Annotated in this window: 16 protein-coding genes; 4 read left to right on the top strand and 12 right to left on the bottom strand. The window is 70.3% G+C overall.

Translation table 11 applies throughout. The features are described from left to right. Positions 1-29: 29 nt before the first annotated feature. Positions 30-1,358, bottom strand: a complete 1,329-nt coding sequence (locus O7612_RS11380; protein WP_282272897.1) for an ATP-grasp domain-containing protein — start codon at positions 1,356-1,358, stop codon at positions 30-32. 178 nt (positions 1,359-1,536) lie between these two features. On the opposite strand from O7612_RS11380, the gene O7612_RS11375 reads away from it, so the two are divergent. Beyond that, a complete protein-coding gene (locus O7612_RS11375; RefSeq protein WP_282272895.1) occupies positions 1,537-1,869 on the top strand; it encodes a hypothetical protein in 333 nt (110 codons plus the stop codon). Between the two features lie 30 nt (positions 1,870-1,899). Here O7612_RS11375 and asnB read toward each other — a convergent pair whose 3' ends face one another. From asnB to dpgA, 10 genes are read right to left on the bottom strand one after another with little or no spacing between them, the layout of a single operon-like run. Further along, positions 1,900-3,726, bottom strand: a complete 1,827-nt coding sequence (asnB, locus tag O7612_RS11370) for an asparagine synthase (glutamine-hydrolyzing) (protein ID WP_282272893.1) — start codon at positions 3,724-3,726, stop codon at positions 1,900-1,902. Positions 3,727-3,744: 18 nt separating this feature from the next. Then, on the bottom strand, positions 3,745-5,004 hold the full coding sequence (locus O7612_RS11365; RefSeq protein WP_282272891.1) for an MFS transporter: 1,260 nt from the start codon (positions 5,002-5,004) through the stop codon (positions 3,745-3,747). 34 nt (positions 5,005-5,038) lie between these two features. Then, positions 5,039-6,325, bottom strand: a complete 1,287-nt coding sequence (locus O7612_RS11360) for a hypothetical protein (protein WP_282272889.1) — start codon at positions 6,323-6,325, stop codon at positions 5,039-5,041. After that, a complete protein-coding gene (locus O7612_RS11355) occupies positions 6,322-7,509 on the bottom strand; it encodes a GNAT family N-acetyltransferase (protein ID WP_282272887.1) in 1,188 nt (395 codons plus the stop codon). The genes O7612_RS11360 and O7612_RS11355 overlap by 4 nt, the downstream gene beginning before the upstream one ends. 53 nt (positions 7,510-7,562) lie before the next feature. Further along, positions 7,563-7,754, bottom strand: coding sequence for a ferredoxin (locus O7612_RS11350; protein ID WP_282272885.1), 192 nt, complete (start codon positions 7,752-7,754; stop codon positions 7,563-7,565). Between the two features lie 15 nt (positions 7,755-7,769). Continuing rightward, a complete protein-coding gene (locus tag O7612_RS11345) occupies positions 7,770-8,954 on the bottom strand; it encodes a cytochrome P450 (RefSeq protein ID WP_282272883.1) in 1,185 nt (394 codons plus the stop codon). Further along, the gene (locus tag O7612_RS11340; protein ID WP_282272881.1) at positions 8,951-10,240 is read right to left on the bottom strand and encodes a PLP-dependent aminotransferase family protein; all 1,290 of its coding nucleotides are present in this window, start codon (positions 10,238-10,240) and stop codon (positions 8,951-8,953) included. The genes O7612_RS11345 and O7612_RS11340 overlap by 4 nt, the downstream gene beginning before the upstream one ends. Then, entirely contained in the window at positions 10,237-11,583 is a 1,347-nt protein-coding gene (gene dpgC / locus O7612_RS11335) for a (3,5-dihydroxyphenyl)acetyl-CoA 1,2-dioxygenase DpgC (RefSeq protein ID WP_282272879.1), read from the bottom strand. Before dpgC ends, O7612_RS11340 begins: the two co-directional genes overlap by 4 nt. Then, positions 11,580-12,302: an enoyl-CoA-hydratase DpgB gene (gene dpgB / locus O7612_RS11330; RefSeq protein ID WP_282272877.1), complete on the bottom strand. Its 723-nt coding sequence runs from the start codon at positions 12,300-12,302 to the stop codon at positions 11,580-11,582. The genes dpgC and dpgB overlap by 4 nt, the downstream gene beginning before the upstream one ends. Further along, positions 12,299-13,375 carry a 3,5-dihydroxyphenylacetyl-CoA synthase DpgA gene (gene dpgA / locus O7612_RS11325; RefSeq protein WP_282272875.1) on the bottom strand — a complete coding sequence of 359 codons (1,077 nt, stop codon included), beginning with the start codon at positions 13,373-13,375 and terminating at the stop codon, positions 12,299-12,301. Before dpgA ends, dpgB begins: the two co-directional genes overlap by 4 nt. Before the next feature lie 46 nt (positions 13,376-13,421). On the opposite strand from dpgA, the gene dpgD reads away from it, so the two are divergent. Further along, the gene (gene dpgD / locus O7612_RS11320) at positions 13,422-14,219 is read left to right on the top strand and encodes an enoyl-CoA-hydratase DpgD (protein ID WP_282272873.1); all 798 of its coding nucleotides are present in this window, start codon (positions 13,422-13,424) and stop codon (positions 14,217-14,219) included. A 7-nt stretch (positions 14,220-14,226) separates the two neighbouring features. Here dpgD and O7612_RS11315 read toward each other — a convergent pair whose 3' ends face one another. Continuing rightward, positions 14,227-15,387: a glycine amidinotransferase gene (locus O7612_RS11315; protein ID WP_282272871.1), complete on the bottom strand. Its 1,161-nt coding sequence runs from the start codon at positions 15,385-15,387 to the stop codon at positions 14,227-14,229. Positions 15,388-15,815: 428 nt separating this feature from the next. On the opposite strand from O7612_RS11315, the gene O7612_RS11310 reads away from it, so the two are divergent. After that, on the top strand, positions 15,816-16,853 hold the full coding sequence (locus tag O7612_RS11310) for a methyltransferase (protein WP_282272869.1): 1,038 nt from the start codon (positions 15,816-15,818) through the stop codon (positions 16,851-16,853). A 44-nt stretch (positions 16,854-16,897) separates the two neighbouring features. Continuing rightward, the gene (locus O7612_RS11305; protein WP_282272867.1) at positions 16,898-18,235 is read left to right on the top strand and encodes a DUF6002 family protein; all 1,338 of its coding nucleotides are present in this window, start codon (positions 16,898-16,900) and stop codon (positions 18,233-18,235) included. Position 18,236 lies beyond the last annotated feature (1 nt).

The raw sequence follows: 18,236 nt of genomic DNA, 5'->3' as shown, positions 1-18,236 counted from the left end.
CTGCGTGCCGGCCCCGGCCGGCGGCGGCGTCACGGGAGTGCCTCGGCCAGCTCGTCGGTGTACCGGACGCCGAGGCCGGCGACCAGGTCGTCGGCCCGGGTCCGGGCGCCGGGACCGGTGGTGTCGACCGTCATGACGTGACCGAGGTAGTCGTTGTTGCTCACCGCGTCGCCGGTGCGGTGCCCGACGGGTTTCACCGCCCACTCGACGACGTCCGGAGCGGCGGCCACTGTGGTCACCCCCTCGACCGCCGCGAGGGTGCCGGCGCGGGGTGGCAGCAGGAACGCGACGGCGGCGCTGCGGACGCCCGTGTCGGCCACCGTGATGTCCGGCTCCTCACCCACGGCGAGCTGGGCGTACACCATGGGGAGGTCCACCGCGGTGGTCCGCCGGACCAGCTCGGTGATCCGGTTGCCGGCCGGGCGGGGGTTGATCTCCACCACCCGCGGTCCGGCGGGGGTGAGTCGTAGTTCGGTGTGCGCCACCCCCCGGTCGAATCCGACCGCGGCGAGGGCGGCGACGGCCATCTCGCGCACCGCGTCGGCCGTCGGGGGGTCGAGGGCGGCGGGGAACATGTGCCCCGTCTCCACGAACCACGGCGCACCGGCGAGGCTCTTGTCGGTCACGCCGAGCACGGTCGTCGTCCCGTCGACGGTGACGGTCTCGACGCTGACCTCGGGTCCGGTCAGCAGCTCCTCCAGGAGTACCAGCGGTGAGCGTCGTTGACCCCGGGCGTTGACCGGGAACGCGTCGAGGGCGTCGAACGCGTCGCGCAGTTGGGTCCGGTCGGTCACCAGCCGGACGAACATCCCGGCGCACAGGTCGACGGGTTTGACGACCAGGGGGAAGCCGAGGGCTCGGGCGGCCTCCTCGGTGCCCGCCCAGTCCCCGGTGACGGCGAACGCCGGGCCGGGCAGGCCGGCCGCCTGCATCCGCTGCCGGGCCAGGTCCTTGCGGTAGGCGCACTCGACGGCTTCCGGTCGTGCGCCCGGCAGGCCCAGGTCCGCGGCGAGCCGGGCCACCGTGCCGAGGTAGTAGTCGCAGGACGTGACGACACCGTCGAAGCGGAGCACCTCGTGCAGCTGGCGGACGTGCGGCAGCAGCCGTCGCGGATCGTTGGTCTCGGTGGTGATCACGTTGTCGGCGTCGAGCAACGGATGCGCCTGCGGGTCGTCGCTCTGGCGGAGGTAGTGGTGCAGGTTCCTGGTGAGGAACGTGAACCGATGGCCCGCTTCCCGGATCGCCCGGGGCAGCAGGGTGCTCATCGCACCGACCCAGCTCTCGACCAGCAACACATGGCCCATCGCGCACTCCCGACGCTCGACGACTCCGGACCAGAAGACGATAACGGTTTCCATTTGCGATAGCCAGCGACACGCCCGGGGGGATCCGGGAGCCGACAGGGCAGCCGCCGCAGGCACGGGCAGGGGTCCGCCCGGCACCGCGAGGCCGGCACGAGGTGTCGCCCCGGTGCCGCGGTGCTCAGCCCGGGTCGGACGCGCCGAGGGCGGCTGGCTGATCCACTAACCTACGGAGGTGAGCAGATTCCTTGCCCTCTACCACGGTGCCGCCGATGACGCCGCCAAGTCCGAGGTGAGTGACGAGCAGCAGGCCGCGTTCATGAACGCCTGGGCGAGGTGGGCGCAGGATCACGAGGGCGCGCTCGTCGACAACGGCGCACCGCTGTTCAGGAAGAAGCGGGTCACCGCCGGCGGGAGCGACGACTTCACGGACAGCAAGACGGGTTACGCCATCATCGAGGCGAACTCGCACGACGAGGCTGTCCGGATCTTCTCCGGCCACCCCCACCTGCGACTGTTCCCCGGCAACTGGATCGAGGTCCTGGAGTGCCCGCCGCTTCCGGGGTAGCGGGGCACCGGGCTGGCCGTCGGCCCGTCGTCACCGGCCCACCCCGATGCCGTACGCCCGCATCCAGGTGTCGATCTCCAGCAACGGCAGCACCAGGTGGGCCGCGTTGACGTGGGTCATGGTCCGGTTCCCCGATTCGATCAGTGCGCGGACGCGCTCGGGATCGAGGTAGCCGTACAGCGGCGAGGTCTCGTCGACGACGAGTTTGTTGACCGCGCCCAGCACCTGGGCGTCGTACCCGGGATCGTGCATCGCCGGGTAGGCGCTCTTCCTGCGCAGCAGGACCTCCTCGGGCACTAGGTCGGCCACGGCCATCCGCAACAGACTCTTCTCCCTGCCGTCGGCCGTCTTCATCGACCAGGGCGTGTTCCACACGTACTGCACCAGTCGGTGGTCGCAGAACGGCACCCGGACCTCCAGGCCCGAGGCCATGCTCAGCCGGTCCTTGCGTTCCAGCAGCACGGACAGCGGCCCCTGAAGGCTGAGGAAGAGGGCCTCCCTGACCCGCGCCTGCGCCGGGTCCTCACCGGGCAACCGGGGTACGGCGGCACGAAGTCGCCGGTAGTGGTCGCGTTCCAGATCGTCGGGCCGGATCCGCCTGACCACGTCGGGCGCCAGACACCGCCACAGCCGGGGGGCGTCGCCCAGCCACGGGAACGTGTCCGCGCCGAGGGTGGCGGGGTCGTGGAACCACGGATATCCACCGAAGACCTCGTCGGCCGCCTCGCCGGAGAGCAGCACGCGGGCGTCGGTGCGGTCCCGTACCCCCGCGAAGAGCAGGTACATCGAGGCGTCGAACTGGCCGCTGATCGGCCGGTCCATGGCGCGCATGGCCGACGGGCGGGCGTCCGCGACCGCCGCGGCCGACAGCGCGACCACCGTGTGGTCCGTACCGATCCGCTCGCTCGCGATCCGGGCGTACGGCGCGTCCCGTTCGGGCCGCAGCACGGTCGGGCGGAACGACGCCTCGTCCTCGGGGAAGTCCACCGAGAAGGTGGCCAGCCTGCCCTCGCCCCGCGCGGCGAAGGCGCGCGCGGCGATCGCGGTGGTGGCCGTGGAGTCCAGCCCGCCGGAGAGCAGCGTGGCGATCGGCACGTCGGCGACCAGTTGCTGGTGCACCACCTCGTGGAGCAGGTCCCGCACGTTGCCCACGGTGGTGGGCAGGTCGTCGGTGTGCGGGTCGGTGGTGAGCCGCCAGTAGCACTCCTGCCGTACGCCCGCGTGGTCCACCGTCACGACGTGCCCCGGCTTCACCTCGTGCAGTCCCCGCAACGGGGTCTGGCCCGGCAGCGCGAGCCGCCGGTTCAGCAGGACCGGCAGCAGCGCCTCGTCCACCACCGGGCGGAACGCCGGGTTGGCGAAGATGGCCTTCGGCTCGGACGCGAAGAGCACGCCGTGCGGCAGGGGGGCGTAGAAGAGGGGTTTGATGCCGAGCCGGTCGCGGACCAGCACGAGTTTCCTCTTCGGCGCGTCCCACACCGCGAACGCGAACATGCCGACCAGGCGCTCGGCGCAGGCCGGACCCCACTCGCGGTAGGCGTGCAGCACCACCTCGGTGTCGGAGCGCTCCACGAAGACGTGCCCCCGCCCCTGTAGTTCGGCACGGAGTTCCCTGAAGTTGTAGACCTCGCCGCTGTAGCTGAGGACGGTCGCGGCGTCCGGCGCGACCATCGGCTGACGGCCACCGACGAGATCGATGATGGCCAGCCGGCGGTGCCCCAGCGCGACGTGCCGGTCGACCCACACGCCGTGGTCGTCGGGACCGCGCCGCCGCATCGTCCCGGTCATCTCCCGGATGAGTTCGACGTCCTCGCCGAGGTCACGGGTGAAGTCGACCCAGCCCACGATTCCACACATGTGCTCTCTCCCCAAAAGTCACGCGGCCGTGGGCCGGGTCAGACGCTTCGCTCGGCGCATCGGTCTGCTCAGTGCTGGAACGAGGCACGTCGCGACGACGGCCACCGACGTCACCATCACGACCCGCAGCCCGAACCGGTCGCCGACGATGCCGGCGGCGACCGCCCCCACCGGCATGACGCCCCAGGTGACGAACCGGTGCACCGCGGTGGCGCGGGTCGACAGGTGGTCGGGGGTCACCAGATGGCGGATCGTCAACGCGTTGGTCTTGAAGGCCCCCGAGCCCGCCCCGTAGACGAACGTGCCGACACTGATCATCACCGCGGCGTACTCGCCGAACGCGCAGACCGTGGTGGCGAGCCCCGCCACGATCGGCACGGTGACGATCCCGAGGGTCGGTCCGATGCCGAACCGCCGGGTCAGCCACCGGGCCAGCAGCGTGCCCACCGGGAAGCCGGCTCCGCCGATGCCGACCGCGAGACCGAAGACGACCGGAGACAGGTGCAGGTGGTTGACCGCGAAGATCGCCACCATGGCCATGTACATCGCGATGCCGAAGTTGTAGACCAGGCCGGACGCCATGATCAGGCGGAGCAGCGGCTGCTGGAGCACGAACCGGATCCCGGTGCCGACCTCCTGCCAGACCGGCCTACGGTCCACCACGGGCACCGGCGCCGCCCGGTGGCGGATCAGCAGCAACGTGACCATGCTGACGAGGAACGTCGCGGAGTCGGCGAGCATCGCCCGCACCGCTCCGGTCAGGCCCACCACCAGGCCCGCCAGACCCGGTCCCAGCAGCAACGCCATCGACTCCGACAGGGTCAGCCGCGTGTTGGCCGCGTGCAGCCGGTCGCTGTCGGCGATCAGCAACGGCGCGTACGACTGGTAGGCGATCTGGAAGAAGACGCTGCACACGCCGGTCACCAGCGCGGCCGCCACCAGGTGCGCGAAGCTCAGCACCCCGGCGAAGCCGGCCAGCGGCACCGACAGCACGGCCAGCGCGCGGATCCCGTCCGCACCGATCATCGACCGGCGCAGTCCCACCCGCGCCACCCAGACGCCGGCGGGCAGCCCGATCACCAGGTACGGCAGCTTCACCGCCGCCGCCAGCAGGCCGACGTCGAACGCGCTGGCGCCCAACGCCTGCGTCGCCGCCAACGGCAGGGCGAGCATCAGCACCTGGTCGCCGACGAGACTGACGCTCTGGCCGCCCCACAGCCACCGGAAATCGCGCCAGCCCTGCCGCGCGTCCTCGCGTTCCCGTACGCCGACACTCATCACCGGGCACCTTCCGGTCGACACCACAGCACGGTCATCGGTCGGCCGACCCCAGCAGGCAGCCGAGCATGGCGCCGCTCTTCACGGTGACCGCGCCCGGCCCGGTGGCCGTGTCGAACCGCATGAGACAACCGGTGGGCACGCCACCGACGCAGAACGGGCTGATCACCGGGTTGGCGAGCACCTCGTCGGTGCGACCGGATTCGTCCAGCATCACCCGCACCGGGTGGCGGACAGGCGTGACGAGTTCCTGCGCCACGTAGTACTCGGATTCCGTGCCGGTCCGCACCAGCTCGGCCCAACGCTCGGGCGCGGTGTTCGCGCCGAAGAACACCTCCAGCGACGACAGGCCGGCGGCGCCCTTGAGCACGAAGTCCTCCTGCCGCTCGACGAGCAGCCGGGGCAGCTCGTACCCGCGACCCCGCCAGCGCACCCGGCGCTCGCCCAGCACCCTGCTCCACGGCACGAAGCGGCGTACCAGCTCCCGGTCCCGCCCGGACATCCACGGCAGGCCCTCGGAGAGCCAGGCCAGGACCTTCTTCGAGTCGACGAGCCGGGAGGTCTGCGACGGCGTCGCGTGCATCCCGCTCTTGATGGCGGTCAGCAGCGGCGTCGCGTCCCAGCCGAGCTGCTCCGCCTCGTCCTCGCAGAACTGGACGACGCCCAGCAGGTCGGTCGGCCGGATCTCGTCGAGCAGGTGCGGCAGTCGGGCGAAGCGGGCGGGCAGGCCGTGCTCGCCCAACAGCTGGACCTGCATGTCGTTGACCCGGCCACGCTTGCCGGGATCCGCCAGTGTGCCGATCAGCAGGGCGCCGGGCGGGAGGCCCAGCTCGACGCAGGTTCTCCTGAGCAGGGCGGCGAAGAGCGCGAAGATGTCCTCGCCCACGAGCGGCGGCAGCCCCGCCGCCGACCGGACACGTTGCCAGGCGCGGCGCTGCTGCTCGAACTGCACCATGCCGCCGATGCCGGCGCCCACGTTGAGTTCGACGAAGCGCGGGCCGTCCCCGCCGATGACGACGTCGGCGCGGACCACGTCACCGGCGTGCCGCAGCTCGAACGCCTCGTCCGGGTTCGCCCGCTGGTATCCGGCCGGGTCGACCCGCAGCGCGGCCATCCGGCCCGCCAGGTCCGGCGCCAGGCGCAGCACCGTCTGCTGCGACAGCTCGACCAGGCGGCGGGTGACCGCCAGCAGTTCCCGGTACTCGGCCGACGGCATGACGACCGGCTCGGCCGCGATGGGGAAGCCACCCATGGGGATGTCCCGCAGGTGCTCGGCGAGGACCCCGGCCACCCGCGCCGACGACAGTCCGCTGGTGGTCATGCGCTGACGCTCCTCGTCGACGATCCTTCGGGCACGGCGGCGAGAAAGTCGTCGAGGTCGACGTGGCGGGCGCCCCGCACGCCCGGAGAGTTCGCGGGGTAGTCGAGCCGTGGGGGCCGTCGGGCGTCGTGGAAGTAGACGGCCTCCAGGACGCCCTGCTCCGTCTCCGCCACACACGGGTTCGCCACCAGGAAGTCGCGCACCGCCGGGGTGTCCCGTCGGACCCGCAGCCACAACCGCTTGCCACCGAAGTGGTTGGGCGGCAGGACCACGCGCGTACCGAAGAGGCGCTTCGACTGGTACGTGCCCTTGCTGAGGAAGGGCTCCGTCCCCTGGAAGTCGAGCTGACGCACCCCGTTGGCCGCCGCCCACTCGATGAGCAGGACGTTCATCGCCTTGAACGCGCCGTTCGCGTAGTACACGTCGGCACCGTCGCGCACTCCCACCAGCCGCGACGTCAGCACGCCGGTCCCGGGGTTCCAGTGGCATATCCGTCCGGCGACACGCTCGCCGTCCTCGGTGAGCACGAACAGCCGGCCGGCGCGGAACAGGCACTCGTACGCCGACTCCCGGGATTCCGTGCGCTGCCGGTCGCCGTGCCGGTTGCGCATCGTGGCGCTGTAGTAGTGCTCGTAGAAGTGGTCGAACCACGCGGCGTCCCGTACGATCTCGCCACTCCACCGGTGCCGACGCGCGTTCCTGCGGAAGTTGCGTCGCTCGTTCTTCGAGATCCGGCCGAGCACCGCCTCCGCGTCGTCGTCGAAGTCCACCACGAAGTGCACGCGCATCGGCAGGACCAGCGACGCGGCGGCGGGCATCCGTCGGGCCCGCGCCGCACTGGTGCCGAGGATCGTGATGTCGGCGTCCGGCAGCCGGTCGGCCGACCTGAGGTCGCGGCCCCGCAGGGTGGCGGTGCGGCGTACCGCCGCCCGCTCCCCGTCCGCACCGCGGCGCTGTTCGGTGAAGTCGAGCGTGTAGGCCAGGCCCTCCGGCAGCCCGGAGTACGAGATCGACAGGCCGCCGAGATCCGAGCGTACGGCGGGGAACCGTGCCCAGTCCCTGGTGTCCCAGGCGACCCGGGCCGTGGTCAGCAGCGGGTGCCCGCTGTTGCGCCAGTGGTAGCCGGCGTGCAGGCGCAGCCGTCGAAGAAGGGGTACGCGGGCCGGGGCGAGCGGTTCACACACTGGATCGGTTCCTCGTCACTGGATCGGCTCCTCGACACTGGATCGGTTTCTCGTCACTGCGCCGTGATCGCCCGGACCGGACAGCGGCTCGCCGCCTCGCGCACCGCGCCGTGCAGCTCGGTGGGCGGCCGGTCGTCCAGCAGCACGACCCTGCCGTCGGCGTCGTCCTGGTCGAAGACCTCCGGCAGCGCGAGCGCGCACTGCCCGGAGCCGACGCAGGAGTCGCTGTCGACCTGGATGCGCACGTGTTCCCTCCTTCGTCACCAGGTGACCGGCAGCTCGTGGACGCCGTAGACGCTGACGTTCGTCTTCAACGGCACCTCGTCCGGCGTGACGGCCAGTGCCAGCCGGGGGAAGCGCCGGATGATCGCCGGCAGGGCGACGCGCATCTCCATGCGCACCAGGTTCTGGCCGAGGCACTGGTGGATGCCGTAGCCGAACGCCATGTGCCCGGCCGTCCTGCGGTCGAAGTCCAACCGGTCCGGCTCGGCGAACCAGCGGTGGTCCCGGTTCACCGCGGGCAGCGAGATGGTGATCGACTCGCCGGCCCGCAGCAGGTGCCCCTCGAACTCGACGTCCTCCAGCGGGGTGCGCGGTACCCCGAAGTGGAAGATCGTCAGATATCGGAGCAGCTCCTCCACCGCGTTGTCGATCACCTCGGGCTCCGCCTGGAGCCGGGCCAGGTGGGCCGGGTGCGACAGCAGGGTGAAGACGCTCAGCCCCAGTGAGCCGGCGGTGGACTCGTGCCCCGCGGTGAGCAGCAGCACCCCGATCCCGACGATCTCCTCGATCGCGAGCGTGCCCTCCGCCGCCAGCATGTCCAGCAGCCCGCCGGTGTCGGTGTCCCGGTCCACGACCAGTTTCCGCAGCAACGCGTACAGCTCGTCCATCGCCCGCGAGGCGTCCTCCGCGCTGGCCTCCAGGCTGAACAGGGTGGCGCTGTTGCGCTGGAACTCGGCCCGGTCGTGGTACGGCACCCCGAGCAGCTCACAGATCGCCAGCGACGGCACCGGCAGCGCGAACGACGACACCAGGTCGGCGGGAGGCCCGTGTTTCTCCATGACGGTGAGCTGGTCGTCGACGATCCGTTCCAGCAACGGCCGCATGTCCTTCATCCGCCTGGCGGTGAACTTCCCGGCCAGTTGCAGCCGCAGCCGGGTGTGCTCCGGCGCGTCCATGTCCACCAGCCAGCCGGGCAGCGCCGGCGCACCGAAGAACGGATCCGCGCTCGGTCGCGCCACCGGTGCCCGCTTGAACTCCGAGCGTGCGCTGAACCGTTGGTCGGACAGGAGCCTCCTGGCCAGTGTGTGACTGGTCACCAGCCAGCCGACGTGCCCGTCCGGGTACACCATCGGCCGGATCGGTGTCTCCTGGCGGTACTCCGCCAGCTCGGCCGGCGGGTCGAACGGGGTGATCCGCGCCGTCGGCAACGGAACCGGCTTCATGCCCTCACCTCTTCCTTCACGAAATCGGCCAGCCGTCGCACCCCGGTGTCGATCTGGTCGGTGTCGAGGTAGCTGCAGGACAGGCGCAGCTGCCGCTCGCCCCCACCACCGAGGTAGAACTGGGCCATCGGGGTCCAGAGCACGCCGTACTTGCTCGCCGACCGCTCCAGCAGGTCGACGTCGACCGGGACCGGCAGGCGCATCCGGACGAAGAAGCCGCCGTGCGGCCGGTTCCACGCCACCCGGTCCGGACGCACGTCACCGAGGTGCGTGTCGAGCGCTCCGATCAGGTGGTGGAGGTTGCGCCGGTAGAGCGCGGACTTGCGCCTGGAGAGTTCCAGCAGGGACCGGCCGTGCTCCAGCAGCATGCCCGCGATCACCGCCTGGCACAGCGGTGACGTGTTCACCGTGACCATGGTCTTGATGGTGGCGAGTTCGTCGGCGAGCCGTTTCCCGTCGTGACCCACGCGCTGGTCCGCGACCACGTACCCGACCCGGGCGCCGGGGAAGCACACCTTGGCGAAGGTGCCGATGTGGATGACCCGCCCGGCCTCGTCCAGCGCCTTGAGCGGCGGCAGTTGCTCGTCGGACGGCGCGGTGAACGCGTACGCGTCGTCCTCCAGCACGTAGAAGTCCTCGCGCGCGGCGAGCGCCAACAGCTCCCGCCGGGCGGCCAGGGTCATCCGGCTGCCACCGGGGTTGGAGAAGTCGGGCGCGACGTAGCACGCCCGGATCCGCCTGCCCGCCCGCCGGGCGTTGCGGCAGCCGGTCGCGAGCGCGTCGAGGTCGATTCCCGCCGGGGTCTCCCCGATCGCGAGGCGCTCGATGTCGAGCAGCCGTGCGGCCCCGGTCATCCCGACGAAGCAGGGGTCGACGACCGCGAGCACGTCGCTGCCGGAGCGGAACAACGCGCGCAGCACCAGGAGCATGCCCTCCTGCGCCCCCACGGTGATCACGATGGCGTCCGGGTCGACGTCGATGCCGTGGTCCCGGTGCAGGGCGTCGCGCACGACGCCGTTGATGATCCCCCGGCCGGGTCCGTACTCGTAGAGCAGCCGTTGCGCCTGGGCGGGCGTACGACCCTCGTCACGCAGGTGGGTCAGGAAACGTCCGGTGTACCGCTGGATGTCGATCTCGGTGAGGAAGTCCGGGTGCGGTGCGCCGGGGGCGAAGGAGATCGCGTCCGGGAACCGGCCCATCACCTCGTTGAGGAAGCCGATCGACCCCAGCAGCGGATCCCGCAGCGACGGGTGCAGGGAGTCCTGGTCGAGCCACGCGGCGCTCATCGGCGCGCTCCCCTGCGCTGCCAACGCCGCTCGACCTTGGCCAGGACGTCGTCGCTGTAGGCCCGGAGCACCTGGGCGTACGCGAACTCGGCCAGGTACTCGCGGAACACGTCCAGTGGCTCCTCCGCGAGCACGAGCATCCGTCGGTTGGCGGCCACGGCCGGGGCACCGAGTTCCTCCACCGCGCGGTCGATCGCGTCCCGCATGTCCTGCGGCTCGACGACCTCGTCGCAGATCAGCCGGCCTTCCGCGCTCGCCGCGGGGATACGCCGCCCGCCCAGGACCACCTGGCGGGCGAGCCGCGCCCCGGTGAGCCTGGTGAGCCGGAGGTTGCCCAGCCCCGGCACGATGCCCTCCTCGGCCGCCGGGAGGCTGAAGTAGGCGTCGGGTTCGGCGATCACGCGGTCGAGGACGAGCAGCAGCTGCATGCCACCACCGATGGCGAACGAGTCGACGACGCCGAGCCACGGCTTCGCGACGGTACGGTCCGACCAGGTGCCCGCGGCCACGTCGACCAGCAGGCCACGGCACATCTTGTTGACGTAGCCGAGTTCCCTGCCCAGCAGGAACTCCAGCAACGGGATCGCGCCGTCGCGCAGCTCACTGAGGTTGATGCCCGCGCTGAACACCCGCCGGCCCCGGTAGCGGGGGTGGTCCACCTCCCCGCCGCGCAGCACCCCGACGCGCACCTGGTCGTCCAGCAGGGTCAGGTCGACCGCCGTCTCCAGGTCGGCGATCAGGCCGGCGTCCTCCGCGTTCAGGCAGTGGGCGTTGCGGAAGGTGACCTCGGCGGCGTGTCCCCGGCGTTCGACCAGGACGGCGTCCAACTCCGCCACACCGGTGCGCCGGAAGTCGGCGAGCAGCCCGAGCGCGCGCGGTGTGGGCCTCAGCATCGCGTCGATCAGGTGCCGCCCGGCCGTGGCCGACCGCAGCACCGCGGCGCAGAAGATGCCCTGGTCGATCTCCCTGCCTTCCTTGTCGGCCTGCACGTGCCGCCGTTCGGCGGCCATCTGGGCGGTCGACGGCACGAGTCCCGGGAACCGCTCGGCTGCGGCCCGGACGAGTGCGGGCAGCCGCAGATGGCTGGTGCGACCGTCGGTGAGCAGGTCGTAGACGGCGTCCACGTGCCGGGCGAGGAACGTGCGACGGGCCGCCCGGCAGGCGGTGTGGACCCGGTCCGCGGCCTGCCGCTGCGGGCCGTCACGTCCTGCCTTCGGGGGCAGCCCGGCCAGCGCCCGCTCGCCCGCGGCGACGTACCCGGCCAGCGCCCGCGCGTCGTCGTCGAGCACGCCGGAGAGGTCCGGGGCCGCCGCCTCCCACACCGGGGCGCCGGTCGTGGTCACGACGCGGCCCCCACGGCCAGCCTGCGCAGTTCGCGGTCGCACGCGGCCAGGTGCACGCCGAGCGCGTCGTCGTACTCGGCGGCGGACGCTTCGAGCAGCAGTTGCCGGCGCACCGCGAGTTCCTGGTCGGACACCCGGCCCATCAACACGGTCGCGGTGTGCACGGCGTCGTCGAGGTCCTCGCTGACCTGGTCGACCAGGCCGAGTTCGGAGGCCTTCGCCACCGAGATGTCCATTCCCCAGATCACGATCTGGCGGGCCCTGGCGACGCCGAGGTTCTGGACCAGCCGGTAGACCGACATGCCCGGCCAGAAGTGCCCGTCGTTGACGGGCAGCAGGAGCACCAGGTCCGGTGCGCCGATGCGGAAGTCGACCGCCAGCAGCAGGTCCAGCGCGGGCCCGCCGCAGGGGCCGCTGGCCACCACGACGTTCGCCGCCGGCAGCCGCTCGAGCCTGCGGACCGCCCGTTCCCACCGGTTGACGTCGCGGATCCCGACCTCGCCCGGCCACACCCGGCTCTGCGCCGCCGTGCCGTCGAGCCGCAGGACGACGACCGTCCGCCCGGCGCGTTTCTCCACCTGCTCGCAGGTCGCGTTCACGGCATCGGTCAGTTCCGCGAGCGGTCGCGTCACGTCGACCGTCAGGACGAGCCCGAGCCCGTCGGAGACGCCTGTCAATTCGAGGTGCCTGCTCATCGTGGCGGCCTCCCCTTCCGTCACCAGGCCACCAGGGCCATTTCGATAGTTGATCCCGGTCCCATCGTCATGAGGACGCCGAACTCTCCGGGCGCTGCGCGCTGCTCGGCGAGCAGACGCTGGTAGGAGAAGAGGAAGGACCCGCTCGACAGATTCCCGTGGTCCCGCAGAACGCCGGTCGTGTGCCGTACGTCGTGTCGGGACAGGCCGAGGTTCGCGCGTACGGAGTCGATCACCTTCTTGCCACCGGAGTGGATGATCCAGTGCGCTATGTCGGAGCGTCGCAGATCCATTCCGTCGAGCAGTTTCGCGAGCGCGGTCTCGGCGTGCGCGCCGACCACGTACGGCACGTCCTGGTCGAGGTGGAAGCTGAACTTGCCGTGGCCGTCGTCCCAGTCGTACCGCATCGCGTCGATGGCATCGGGGATGATGCAGCTGGAGAAGCGCAGGAGCGCGGGGCCCGGGGGGACGTCGCCGTCCGGCCGGAGCACCGCCACCGCCGCGGCACCGTCGCCGAACAGGCTGTTGACCACCGACGAACGCATCGTGCCGTCGAAGACGTACGCCGCCGAGCAGGCCTCGATACAGACCATGAGCGCCAGCTCGCCGGGGCGGGCCGTGGCCCAGCCGGCGACCGCGGTCAGGCCGTTGAGGCCCGCGTTGCACCCCATGCCGACCACGTCGAGCCGCGAGCAGTGCACGCTGAGACCGAGTTCCTTGATCAGCAGGGCGGAGAATCCGGGCGTGATGAATCCCGTCGAGGAGACGCAGCACAGGTAACGCACGTCGGACAGCGTCGCGCCGGCGGCGTCGAGGCACGCCGCGACGGCTCCCGTGCCCATGGCGAGACCGTTGGCGACGTGTTTGCGCAGCAGGTCGCCCTGGCTTTCCACACACCGCGAACCGTCGGGTCCGCGGGGCGGCAGCGTGAGCCCCCGGCGTTCGATCGCGCTGTTGAGGAAGACCGACCGGATCCGCGGGTCGGTGATCCGGAATTCGTCGAGCAGCTCACCCTGGCTGTATGACGTGTCCGGTACCGCGGTGCCGACGCCGACAATGCGCGGGGAATCGACCCGCTCCTTCACCCCGAGCCGCATGGACCTATTCCTTCCCATGAAAGTCGAGCCGGCTAGACTCGCTGCCATGTCCCGTGGAGTGCGTTACGACAAGAACGGTCATGTCGCCGTCGTGACCCTCGACCGGCCTGAGGTGCTCAATGCGATGGACCTGCGGATGCACCAGGAACTCGCCCGGGTCTGGGACGATTTCGAGGCCGATGACGAACTGTGGGTCGCCGTGCTCACCGGCGCCGGCGACAGAGCCTTCTCCGTCGGGCAGGACCTCAAGGAGTTGGCCGGCCGGGTGCGGGCGGGCACCGCGGGCACCGCGACCTTCGGCAGCCGGGGCAAGCCGGGCTGGCCCCGGCTCACCGAGCGGTTCGACCTGGCCAAGCCGGTCGTCGCCAAGGTCCGCGGGTACGCGATGGGCGGTGGCTTCGAGCTGGCGTTGGCCTGCGACATCGTGGTCGCGTCGACCGATGCCACGTTCGCGCTGCCGGAGGCCCGGTTGGGCCTGATGGCGGGCGCGGGCGGCGTGTTCCGGTTGACCAGGCAGCTGCCCTGGCGCACCGCGATGGGACACCTGCTGACCGGTAGGCCGATGACCGCCCAGCGGGCCTTCGAACTCGGCCTGGTCAACGAGGTGGTGCCCGCCGACGGGCTCGACGCCTGCGTCGACGGGTGGGTGGCCGACATCCTGCGGTGCGCGCCGCTCTCCGTGCGGGCGATCAAGGAGGCGGCGACGAAGTCGCCCACCATGGCGTTGGAGACCGCGTTCTCGACCCGGTTCCGTTGGGAGGAACAACGGATGGGGAGCATGGACGCCGTCGAGGGTCCGCTCGCGTTCGTCGAGAAACGCGAGCCACGGTGGCAGGGCCGCTGACCGCCCATCAGCTTAGGTAGTCTTCCGCGCCGCCCTGGCGGACGGTGTCCAGGGTGAAGCAGTGGAAGCCCCCACCGAACAACCGGCGGTGGCGGTGGCGGACCGGCACGGCGGTGAACCCGTGCCGTTCCAACGTGCGGACCAGCTCCGGACACGCCTCGTTGACCAGGACCGTCTCCGGGTCGACGGAGAGCACGTTGAGGTCGATGAACGGGCTGGTGAGGATGAGGTCGTCGTCGTCGTAGCGGGGGAAGTTGTCGCCGTCGGGCTCGGGCGCGACGATGTGGTCCCAGGCACGCAGCGGCGCGGGGAGCTTCTCCATCACCTCGGCGGAGCGCACCAGCAGGGTGCCCGGCCGTAGCGCCAGCACCATGCTGTCGATGTGGCTGTCGCTGAGCCGGTACACCCGGTGGACGCGGAACCGTCCCGCGAGGTGACGTTCGAGCCAGTCGCAGGCCAGGGCGTGGTTGGCCGTCGAGACGTTGGCGACGATGTCCCGGCCCAGTCGCAGGCACTGGGCGCCGTCGAACATCATCTCGAACCCCACGTCGTACGGGGACGGGCGTGGATCCCCGATCGCTTCGGTCGGGCCGCCCGCCGTGCCGGTCCGGACGTAGGACAGGTCGAACGAGGCGTCGGTCATCATCGGCCGCGGCATGACGGTCCACCGCGCACCCCGCCGGAAGTACTCGGCGAAGATCGGCTTGAGTAGCTGGGTCTCGAAGTACCGCGACCGGATCATCGGTGGCGTCTCGATGATCTCGTCGCCCAGGATCAGGGTGTTGTCCCGCACGTTGAGCGGTGGGACGACGGCCGCCGACCACGCCGGTGTGGTGACCTCCACCGTGGACGTGTCCAGGGTGGTCGGCCGGTGGACGGTCACCGAGAGGGATTCGAGGGTCTTGGCGATGCCGTCGAGGTCCTCGCACAGTTCGGCGACGTACCGTGCCTTGATCGGCACCCGGCCGGGTTCCGACACCGGTCCGGTGGCCGCGCGGGCCGCCAGGCGGGGGTAGTACCACTCGGTCCGGAAGGACCGGTTCTCCCTGATGTTGTCGTGGAAGAACAGGTCGAATGACAGCTCACGGTCGTGCGATACGTAGTTGTCGGCCGAGCCGACAATTACTTCCTTCAGCGGCGACCACTCGTCAAAGCTGTTGAGCTGCATGCACTCCCCCGGGGCCGCATCCAATTAGTCCGCGCCGGACACCCGCGGTACCAGTAGTTCGGTCTCACCGGCGATGTCGAGGGGTGCGCCGAGACGATGACCCACAAGGCACCTTCCATTAGTCGATCTAGGTGCCTGAGGGGTTCGTAACCACTTAATCACAGACAATCACCTCCGTAAATGTGATCCACGTCACACCAATTGGGATGCTGGGCCTTTCGGCCTTCGGGTAGGCTCGCCAACGCGGTCAATCTATTCAAACTTCTCAATGATCAGGCACGATCAGGAGAGGTGAACGGGGGTCTCCGCGACACGAATCCGCATTTCAAACGCGACAACCATCCGCGCGACCGATCGCCTGCGGCATGTCGCGGAAAAATACTTTCCATCGGGAATTCTTGCCAGCCTGCACGGGAGAGGTGGGGTTAATGCATGCCGCCCACGATGGCGATCCGGTCTATGAGCGCTTCCAGTTCCTGATGAACGCTCCCGCGTTGTTCAACGCGGTGGCCACCTCCGTCGAGTTGGGGGTCTTCCATCTCCTCGCCGACCGGACGGAGGCGACGTTCGACCAGATCCACCAGTTCACGAAACTCCCGCCCCATCAGCTCCGGGTCCTCCTCCAGGCGGTCTGTTCGACCGGACTGCTGACCAGGCGGGACGGCCGGTACGCCAACTCGGCGGTCGCCCAGGACCTCCTCGCCTCCGACGACGAGGACAGCTGGGCACACATCATCGTCGGCTGGAAGGAGGTCTACTACCCCGCCTTCGGGCAGATGACGAAGGCGCTGCGCGCGGGTACCAACACCGCCCTCGACGCCTACCCCGGCGACGAACCCACGCTCTACCAGCGGCTCTCCCGCAACCCTGACCTCGAGGCGGTGTTCCACCGGGCGATGAGCGCCTTCACCCTGCGCTCCGTCGACGCGCTGGTCGAACGGCCGGAGTTCACCGAGGTGCGGCACCTGCTCGACGTCGGCGGCGGCGACGGCACGACGTCGATCCGCCTCGCGGCACGCCACCCCCAGCTCAAGTCGACGATCTTCGACATTCCCAGCGTGTCCCGAATCGCCGACGGCAAGACGACCCCGGTGGCCGACCGGGTCGACCTTCTCGCCGGCAACATGTTCACCGACAACTTCCCCCTCGGCCCGGACGCCGTCCTCTTCAGCCACGTACTGGAGATCTTCTCCGACGAGCAGATCCTGGCGATGCTGAAGAAGGCCCATGACGTCCTGCCGGCCGGTGGGCGTGTCTTCCTCTACGGCTACAACGTCTCCGACGACGAGACCAGTGGCATCTTCTCGGCCCGCCTCGGCCTGTACTTCAATGTGCTGGCGAGCGGGCAGGGCATGGCCTATCCGGCAGCGGACTACGAGCGCTGGTTGAGCCAGGTGGGCTTCCGCGACGTGACCACCGTCCGCGATCTGCCCTTCGAGCACGGCCTCAGCATGGGCACCAAATAGCATCGACCACCGAAATCAGCGCGGAATTCCGGAAGGCTGTCCACATGCTTCTCGAGAACGCTCTCGCACACTATTACCCGCAGGTTCAGGATGCATTGCGAACACTGTCGGGCAATTCAGCGTCGAGCGAGTTCACGCCCGGTGTCGAGCTGCCCGAACTGACGCCCGCGATGCGCGAGTACCTGTCGGCCTCCGAACTGAGGCACACCCGGCTGGGGCGGTACCGCGGCAGGAACCTCACACTGCTGGACCTCACCCGTAACCCCGGGACGATGACGACGAAGACCTTCGCCTCACTGGTCATCGTCGCCCGCGCGGTCCGGTACATCCAGCGCACCGGCGAGCGGGTCACGATCATCACGCCGTCCTCCGCCAACAAGGCCGTCGCCATGCGGGACGCGGTGCTGCGGGCGATCAGCACCGGACTGGTCACGCCCGACCAGCTCAACGTGGCGGTCGTCGTACCGGCCGGCTCGGTGCACAAGATCCGGGCGTCGGAACTGCTCACCGACCCGCACCTGCGCGCGCGCAACCCCATCGCGGTCTACCGGGGCGAGGTGCCGGGCACCGTGAAGACGATCGCGCGGAACATGGTCGACACCCACGGCGAGGCCCTGGAGAAGAGCGCCGAGACCCATCTCTGGTACACCCTCCAGCTGGAGAACTACCTGGCCGCGGACGTGGTGCGGGCGCTGGCGGAGGACGAGTTCTTCCCCCCGGCCGCAGCCGGACCGCGGCTGCACGTGCACGCCGTGTCCAGCGCGTACGGACTGCTCGGGCACGCGTACGGCCGGGAACGGTTCGGCGGGACCGGCCTCCCCTCGCGCTACTTCCTCGTGCAGCATCTCGGTGCGCCGGACATGGTGATCAGCCTCTACCACGACGGCGAGTTCGACAGCAGCCACCTGCCCGACTACTCCTACGACCCGCAGTCCGGTCGCTACGTCCAGCAGGAGGACCCGCACTTCCCGACCGTCACCTTCGACCCCCGGGAGACGCTCGACCCGACGTTCTACACCAGGACCCCGGTGACCTCCACTCGGATGAACTCGCTCATCCACGACCAGGGCGGCGGCGGCGTGGTCGTCTCACTCGCCGAGTGCCTCGAACGGTACGGCCAGGCCCGCGCCCTGCTGGGCGAGGCGGGTGTGTCCGTCCCGGCGAATCCGACCGCGCTCCGCGAGTGGTCGCTGATCATGGCGGTGACCGGGATCCTGAACGCCATCGACCGGAACCTGGTGCCGGAGGACGACATCGTCGTGCACGGTTCCGGCTGTTACTCCACGGGCGACTTCGACGAGGTGACCCTCCGCGACATGCACGAGGTCGACACCGACGACGACTCGCTCAAGAACGTGGTGCTCGAAGCCACCGCACTGTGAC

Origin of the sequence: Micromonospora sp. WMMD987 (assembly GCF_029581435.1) — a bacterium.
Classification (GTDB): Bacteria; Actinomycetota; Actinomycetes; order Mycobacteriales; family Micromonosporaceae; genus Micromonospora; species Micromonospora rifamycinica.
The sequence above is the reverse complement of the archived record's forward strand: the minus strand, read 5'-3'. Positions and strand labels throughout refer to the sequence as shown.